The organism is Streptomyces sp. NPDC048590 (assembly GCF_043199535.1).
Taxonomy (GTDB): Bacteria; Actinomycetota; Actinomycetes; order Streptomycetales; family Streptomycetaceae; genus Streptomyces.
Window position 1 is genome coordinate 1 of record NZ_JBICWC010000025.1, and the last position, 7,532, is coordinate 7,532.

At 69.7% G+C, this 7,532-nt stretch carries 7 protein-coding genes; 3 read left to right on the forward strand and 4 right to left on the reverse strand.

The annotated features are described in order from the left end of the window. Positions 1-941, forward strand: a 941-nt coding sequence (locus ACGFNN_RS35040) for a class I SAM-dependent rRNA methyltransferase (RefSeq protein WP_393561965.1), incomplete at its 5' end; no start/stop codon positions are given. A 199-nt stretch (positions 942-1,140) separates the two neighbouring features. Beyond that, complete coding sequence (locus ACGFNN_RS35045) at positions 1,141-2,220, forward strand: GTP-binding protein (RefSeq protein WP_039353847.1); 1,080 nt, start codon at positions 1,141-1,143, stop codon at positions 2,218-2,220. A 97-nt stretch (positions 2,221-2,317) separates the two neighbouring features. Here ACGFNN_RS35045 and ACGFNN_RS35050 read toward each other — a convergent pair whose 3' ends face one another. The 4 genes from ACGFNN_RS35050 to ACGFNN_RS35065 all read right to left on the reverse strand — a co-directional run bounded on the left by ACGFNN_RS35050 (position 2,318) and on the right by ACGFNN_RS35065 (position 5,805). Then, entirely contained in the window at positions 2,318-2,692 is a 375-nt protein-coding gene (locus ACGFNN_RS35050; protein WP_362555327.1) for an RNA polymerase-binding protein RbpA, read from the reverse strand. Positions 2,693-2,955: 263 nt separating this feature from the next. Continuing rightward, a complete protein-coding gene (locus ACGFNN_RS35055) occupies positions 2,956-4,320 on the reverse strand; it encodes an MFS transporter (protein WP_393561966.1) in 1,365 nt (454 codons plus the stop codon). Between the two features lie 46 nt (positions 4,321-4,366). Continuing rightward, positions 4,367-5,140 carry a glycerophosphodiester phosphodiesterase gene (locus ACGFNN_RS35060; protein WP_362555331.1) on the reverse strand — a complete coding sequence of 258 codons (774 nt, stop codon included), beginning with the start codon at positions 5,138-5,140 and terminating at the stop codon, positions 4,367-4,369. After that, positions 5,137-5,805 (reverse strand): YitT family protein, encoded by a 669-nt coding sequence (locus ACGFNN_RS35065; RefSeq protein ID WP_393561967.1) that lies wholly within the window; start codon positions 5,803-5,805, stop codon positions 5,137-5,139. The genes ACGFNN_RS35060 and ACGFNN_RS35065 overlap by 4 nt, the downstream gene beginning before the upstream one ends. Before the next feature lie 101 nt (positions 5,806-5,906). On the opposite strand from ACGFNN_RS35065, the gene ACGFNN_RS35070 reads away from it, so the two are divergent. Continuing rightward, entirely contained in the window at positions 5,907-7,406 is a 1,500-nt protein-coding gene (locus tag ACGFNN_RS35070; protein ID WP_393561968.1) for a PLP-dependent aminotransferase family protein, read from the forward strand. Positions 7,407-7,532 lie beyond the last annotated feature (126 nt).

The following is a 7,532-nucleotide window of genomic DNA, read 5'->3' on the forward strand; positions in this document are numbered from 1 at the left end:
TGGTGTCGGGCACGGGCGCGGTGCGGCTCGTGTTCGGCGAAGCCGACGGGCTGCCGGGGCTGATCGTCGACGATTACGTCGCGGACACCGCCGAAGCCGGCGCCGCGCCGCGCGGCCAGCTGGTCTGCCAGTTCATGGCCGCGGGCGTCGAGGCATGGAAGGATGCGATCGTGAAGGCGCTCGTCGGCGCCACGGACTGCCCGAACGTCTATGAGCGCTCGGACGTATCGATCCGCGACAAGGAAGGGCTCGAACAGACGACCGGCGTGCTGGCCGGCGATGCGCCGCCCGCGACGCTGATCTCGAACGAAAACGGCGTGCGCTATCACGTCGACGTGCCGAACGGCCACAAGACAGGCTTCTACGTCGACCAGCGCGACAACCGCGCACTGGTGGCGCAATACGCGGCCGATCGTGACGTGCTGAACTGCTTCTGCTACACGGGCGGCTTCTCGCTCGCCGCACTCAAGGGCGGCGCGAAGCGCGTCGTATCGATCGACTCGTCGGGCGATGCGCTCGCGCTCGCGCAGCAGAATGTCGTCGCCAACGGCTTCGACGCCGAACGCGCGACCTGGCTCGACGCCGACGCATTCAAGACCCTGCGCCGCCTCGTCGACGAAGGCGAGCGTTTCGACCTGATCGTGCTCGATCCGCCGAAGTTCGCGCCGACCCGCGACAGCGTCGATCGCGCGGCACGCGCGTACAAGGACATCAACCTGAGCGGCTTCAAGCTGCTGCGTCCGGGCGGCCTGCTGTTCACGTACTCGTGCTCGGGTGCGATCGACATGGACCTGTTCCAGAAGATCGTCGCGGGCGCGGCCGCCGACGCGAAGGTCGACGCGCGCATCCTGAGGCGCCTCGGCGCGGGCGTCGATCACCCGCTGCTCGCCGCGTTCCCGGAAGGCGAATATCTGAAGGGCCTGCTGTTGCAAATCGTCTGATTGCCCCGATCTACGCGCGTGACCGTTCGCCGGCCGCGGCCCCGCGCCCGGCGGATCCGCGCTCCCGCCTGTCGTCGGACGACGGGCGAGGGCTTGACAGGTATGTTTCAATGGATGGTTGTGCGCCCCGGCTGGCAAAGCCCCGGGCGCGACGCACATCCTGGTTTTGACCCCGATTCACGAACCACAGGCGATTGACATGGCCACTCCCGTCACCATCCTCACCGGCTTCCTCGGCAGCGGCAAGACGACGCTGCTCAAGCGCATCCTGAACGAACAGCACGGCATGAAGATCGCCGTGATCGAGAACGAGTTCGGCGAAGAGAACATCGACAACGAGATCCTCATCCAGGATTCGAACGAGCAGATCATCCAGATGAGCAACGGCTGCATCTGCTGCACGATCCGCGGCGACCTCGCGCGCACGCTCGGCGATCTCGCCGCGAAGAAGCGCGAAGGCAAGCTCGACTTCGACCGCATCGTGATCGAAACGACCGGCCTCGCGAACCCGGGCCCGGTCGCGCAAACCTTCTTCATCGACAGCGAAATCGCCGACGATTTCCTGCTCGACGCGGTCATCACGCTGGTCGACGCAAAGCACGCGAACGCGCAGCTCGACGAGCACGAAGTCGTGCAGCGCCAGGTCGGCTTCGCCGATCGCCTGTTCATCACGAAGTCGGACCTGGTCGACGACCAGACGGTGGCCGGCCTGAAGCACCGCCTGATGCACATGAACCCGAAGGCCGCGATCAAGGTCGTCAACTTCGGCGAAGCCGACATCAAGGAAATCTTCGACCTGCGCGGCTTCAACCTGAACGCGAAGCTCGAGATCGACCCCGACTTCCTCGCCGAAGACGATCACGCGCATCACCACCACGATCACGACCATGATCACGATCACGCCAGTTGCGACCACGATCACGGCCAATGCGCGCACGATCACGACCACGGCCACCACCATCACCACCACGCGCACCACGACGACAAGATCAAGTCGTTCGTGTACCGCAACGACCGCCCGTTCGACCCGAACAAGCTGGAAGACTTCCTCGGCGGCATCCTGCAGATCTACGGCGAGCGGATGCTGCGCTACAAGGGCGTGCTGTACATGAAGGGCGTCGACCGCAAGGTCGTGTTCCAGGGCGTGCACCAGATGATGGGCAGCGACCTCGCGTCGAAGTGGCTGCCGGTCGAGAAGAAGACGAACAAGATGGTGTTCATCGGCGTCGATCTGCCGCAGGACCTGATCACCGACGGCCTCGACGCCTGCCTCGCCTGACGCGCACGGGGCAAGCGCCGCACACGCCGCCGGGGGGGCCCCCCCCCCGGCGCGGGGGCGCCCCCCGCGGCTCTTGATCCGTGCGGTGAATACGCGGTCAGGCGGACTTCCTGCTGTCCCGCGGATGCACGGCGATGTTCATGGCACCGGAACGAAGGACCGCCAGCCTCTCGGCCAGCACCTCCTCCAGTTCCTCGCGGGTACGCCGCTCCATGAGCATGTCCCAGTGCGTACGCGCGGGCTTGCCCTTCTTCTCCTCGGGGCCGTCCCCGTCGACCAGGAGCGCAGTGGCGCCGCACGCCTTGCACTCCCACTCCGGCGGAATCTCCGCCTCTACCGAGAACGGCATCTCAAAACGATGGTCGTTCGGGCATGCGTACTCCACCGCCTGGCGCGGGGCCAGGTCGATGCCGCGGTCCGTCTCGTAGCTGGTAACCACGAGTCGCGTGCCGCGGAGAGCTCGCTCACTCATGAATCGTGCCTCCCGGGCTTGTCGCCCACAGGACAGGTGTCGCTGTCGTCGTCATCCGGTCAACGTCCGGTCGGCCGTAAAGATTCCCGTTGCCGGTCATGCGTCGCCCGTCGTGCCGCTGCTTGGTCTGGGTTTGTTACCCACCGGTGCCCGGTTTGTCACCTCTGGTCGAAGTTGTCACCCAGTGGTTTCGCTTCTCCGTCGGCAGTAACGGTCCTCCGGGCAGGCCAAAGGCGTACACTACCGGCCTTTCAGTTCAACGTCTAAATCCGCTCCGGAACGGGGTTGCCCGCGTCGGCCACGGCGGCCTTCACGGGAACCCTCGCCAGCAGCACGGAACCGACCGCGAAGAAGAGGACCAGGGACAGGATCGCGTCCCGGTAGCTGCCGGTGAGCTGGTAGCCGAGGCCGAAGACCAGCGGGCCCAGCCAGCTGAGACCCCGGTCGCTCATCTCGTAGGCGGAGAAGTACTCGGCCTCCTTCCCGCGCGGGACGAGGTGCGAGAACAAGGACCTGGAGAGAGCCTGGCTGCCGCCCATCACGAGCCCGATCGCGGCCGCGAGGGAGTAGAAGAACACCGGCGCGTCGGCGGGCAGCACGTACGCCGCGGCGAGGATCAGCGTCCACACGGCCAGCGAGGCGAGAATCGTGCGCTTCGCGCCGTACACCCGGGCGAGCCGGCCCATGCCCAGCGCTCCCGCCACCGCCAGCACCTGCACGAGCAGCACCGCCGTGATCAGGGTCGTCTGGTCGAGCCCGAGCTCCTCGGAGCCGTAGAGGGAGGCCTGGGAGATCACCGTCTGGATGCCGTCGTTGTAGATCAGATAGGCGAGCAGGAAGGCCAGGGTGAGGGGATGGCGGCGCATGTCACGCAGCGTCGCCCGCAGCTGCCGCCAGCCGGACCCGACCGCGCCGTCGCCTCCCGGGGCGACCCGGCGGTCGCGCAGCCTTCTGAGCGGCACGAGGGTGAAGGCGCCCCACCACAGTCCGGCCGTCGCGACGCAGATCCGGACCGCGTCGGACTCGGAGAGCCCGAAGGAGTCGTGCCCGGTGTACAGGACGAGGTCGACGACGAGGACGAGGGCACCCGAGGTGTATCCGAAGGCCCAGCCGCGCGAGGACACCGCGTCGCGCTCCTCGGGGGTGGAGATCTGGGGCAGATACGCGTTGTAGACGGCCATCGACACGGAGATCGACGCGTTCGCCACGATCAGCAGGAAGGCGCCCAGCAGGTAGCGGTGCCCGTCCAGGAAGAACATGCACGCCGTCGCCGTCGCGCCCGTGTACGCCGCGGCCGCGAGCAGCGGCTTCTTGCGCCCCGTACGGTCCGCCGCGGCTCCGGCGAACGGCATCACGATCACCGCCACGATGATCGACACCGACACGGAGTACGCGAAGAGAGAGCCCGCCCGCACGGGTATGCCCAACGGGTGGACGAAACCGTCCGCGTCGGCGGCCGCCTTGGCGATCGAGGTCAGATAGGGGCCGAGGAAGACCGTGAGCACGCTGGTCGAGTACACCGAGCAGGCGAAGTCGTAGAAGTACCAGCCGCGCTGCTCACGTCTCCGTTCGGCGGTCTCGGCCGGCCCTCCGGCCGGATCCGCCGTTCCCGCGGTACCGGTGCTCACGTGGCGTCCCCTCGTCCGTCCCGTACGGGCCCGGCGGGCGCCGGCGTCAGGCCCATGCCCCCCGCTCGCTCAGCACCGTGCGCAGCGTCCCGATGTGATCGGTCATGATGCCATCCACCCCTAGATCCAGGAGCGCCGCCATCCGGTCCGGTTCGTTGACGGTCCAGACATGGACCTGGAGACCGCGCGCATGCGCCGTGCGGACGAATCCGCGGTCGACGACACGGATGCCGTTCTGGCTCTCCGGCACCTGCGCGCAGACCGCGCCCGCCCGGAGGGCCGCTGGTATGCCCCACGAGCGCAGTCGCAGGCCGAGCACCCCGCGTACCCCGTAGGAGGTGGCGAGGCGCGGGCCCGCGAGCCGGTGCGCCCGGGCCACGCGGGCCTCCGAGAACGACCCGACGCAGACCCGGTCCCACGCACCGGTCCTGCGGATCAGGCCGAGCAGTGGTTCCAGGGCGGGCTCCGCCTTGACGTCCACGTTCCAGCGGGCGGCGGGGAACTCCTCCAGCAGCTCCTCGAAGAGCGGCAGCGGCTCCCGGCCGGCCACCCGCGCCCTGCGCACCTCGCTCCACGGCAGCTCGGCGATCCGGCCCCGGGAGTCCGTCACCCGGTCCAGGGTCGCGTCGTGGAACGCGACCAGACGGCCGTCGGACGTCGTGTGCACGTCGGTCTCGAAATAGCGGTAGCCCGCGTCCGCCGCGCGGCGGAACGCGGCCGAGGTGTTCTCGAGCCCGTCGGCCGCCCCGCCCCGGTGGGCGAAGGCGATGGTCGACGGATGGTCCAGATAGGGATGGCGTCCCGAAGTCGCTGCGGTCACCGCGGAAGTATCGCCTCCCGGGGTGTCCCTCCGGCAACGGGTGCGGTGCGGGCATCGGGCGCCGGGAGGTCGAAGAGGCGCAGGAAGTACTGCGCGAGCGGCCCGATGGCGAGGGCGTACAGCACCGTGCCGGCGCCCAGCGAACCGCCGAGCAGGAAGCCCGTGACGACGACGGCCACCTCGATCGCCGTACGGACCAGCCGGATGGAGCGTCCGGTGAGCCGGTTCAGGCCGGTCATCAGCCCGTCGCGCGGGCCCGGGCCGAACCTCGCGGAGATGTACAGGCCCGTGGCGGCTCCGTTCAGCACGATCCCGGCGGTCATCAGCCCTGCCCGTGCCGCGAGGCCGTGCGCGTCGGGGACCACGGCCAGGGCGGCGTCCATCGCGAGGCCGACCACGAACACGTTGGAGACGGTGCCCAGCCCCGGACGCTGCCGAAGGGGGATCCACAGCAGGAGGACGACCGCACCGACCACGATGGACACCACTCCGATGGAGACACCGGTCCGCTCGGCGAGCCCTTGGTGCAGCACACCCCAGGGCTCGAGACCCAGCCCCGCCCGCACCAGGAGCGCCGAACTCGCGCCGTACAGCGCCAGGCCCGCGTACAGATGGGCCAGGCGCCGGGCGAGGCGGGGGCGGCGCCGGGCGGTGATGTCGGACACGCGGTTCTCCCTGTGTGGTGAAGGTGGACTGACACATGTCACTCTGTGGCAGGGGATTGGCCTCCAACTATGGCCAATCCGAGGAAGGTGGACTGATTTACATGGCGCAGTGGACTTCGACGGTCGGTGCGGCTCAGCTCGCCCGCCAGCTCCAGGGGCAGCAGGCGCGTCCCCTGCCGCCGGGCGTCCGCAAGCCTCCCGCCTACCGCGCCCTCGCCGACGGGGTACGCCTTCTCGTCCTGGAGGGCCGGGTCCCCGTGGCCGCGCGACTGCCCGCCGAACGCGAACTCGCCCTGGCCCTGTCCGTCAGTCGGACCACCGTGGCGGCCGCCTACGAGGCCCTGCGGGCCGAGGGCTTCCTGGAGTCCCGGCGGGGGGCCGGCAGCTGGACGGCGGTGCCCGCCGGCAACCCCCTCCCTGCCCGGGGACTGGAGCCGCTGCCGCCGGAGTCACTCGGCTCGATGATCGACCTGGGGTGCGCCTCGCTGCCCGCCCCCGAGCCGTGGCTGACGCGGGCCGTCCAGGGCGCCCTGGAGGAACTGCCCCCGTACGCCCACACCCACGGCGACTACCCGGCGGGCCTCCCCGCCCTGCGGCAGATGATCGCGGACCGGTACACCGGCCACGGCATCCCGACGATGCCCGAACAGATCATGGTCACCACGGGGGCCATGGGAGCCATCGACGCCATCTGTCATCTCTTCGCCGGCCGGGGCGAGCGGATCGCGGTGGAGTCACCCAGCTACGCCAACATCCTCCAGCTCATGCGCGAGGCGGGCGCCAGGCTCGTACCCGTGGCGATGGAGGAAGGGCTCGGAGGCTGGGACATGAACCGCTGGCGGCAGGTCCTCAGGGACGCCGCGCCGAGACTGGCCTACGTCGTCGCCGACTTCCACAACCCCACCGGGGCGCTGGCCGACGAGCAGCGGCGCCGGGCCCTGGTGGAGGCCGCCAGGTCGGCGGGCACCGTCCTGGTGGTGGACGAGACGATGCATGAACTCCACCTGGACCCGGATGTCAGCATGCCGCGACGCGTCTGCGCCTTCGACCCCGCCGGCAGCACGGTGCTGACCGTCGGATCGGCGAGCAAGGCGTTCTGGGCGGGTATGCGGATCGGGTGGGTCCGGGCCGCCCCCGATGTGATCCGCAGTCTGGTCGCGGCCCGGGCGTACGCGGACATGGGCACGCCCGTCCTCGAGCAGCTGGCCATCAACTGGCTGATGCGCTCCGGGGGCTGGGAGGAGGCGGTCGAGGTCCGCCGTGAGCAGGCGCGGGAGAACCGGGACGATCTGGTGCGCGCCCTGCGAAGGGAACTGCCCGCGTGGGAGTTCGAGGTGCCGCGGGGCGGCCTGACGCTCTGGGTGCGGACCGGCGGGCTCTCCGGGTCCCGGCTGGCCGTAGCGGGTGAACGGGCCGGTGTGCGCGTCCCGTCGGGGCCCCGCTTCGGGGTGGACGGTGCCTTCGAGGGCTATGTGCGTCTGCCGTTCACCGTCGGCGGCCCGGTCGCGGACGAGGCTGCGGCGCGCCTGGCCGCCGCGGCCGAGATGGTCGGTTCGGGCGCGAGCACCGGAGCCGAGGCGCCCCGGACCTTCGTGGCCTGAGGCCCCGGACGGCGGGAGCGCCCCGGACCGTACGGATGCTGTTGGTTTTTTCGGGGCCTCGCGTGACGTCGGCCTTCGAGACCTGGTTGTGGTCTTGAAGGCCGACGTCGTCGTTTGGGGTGGTGC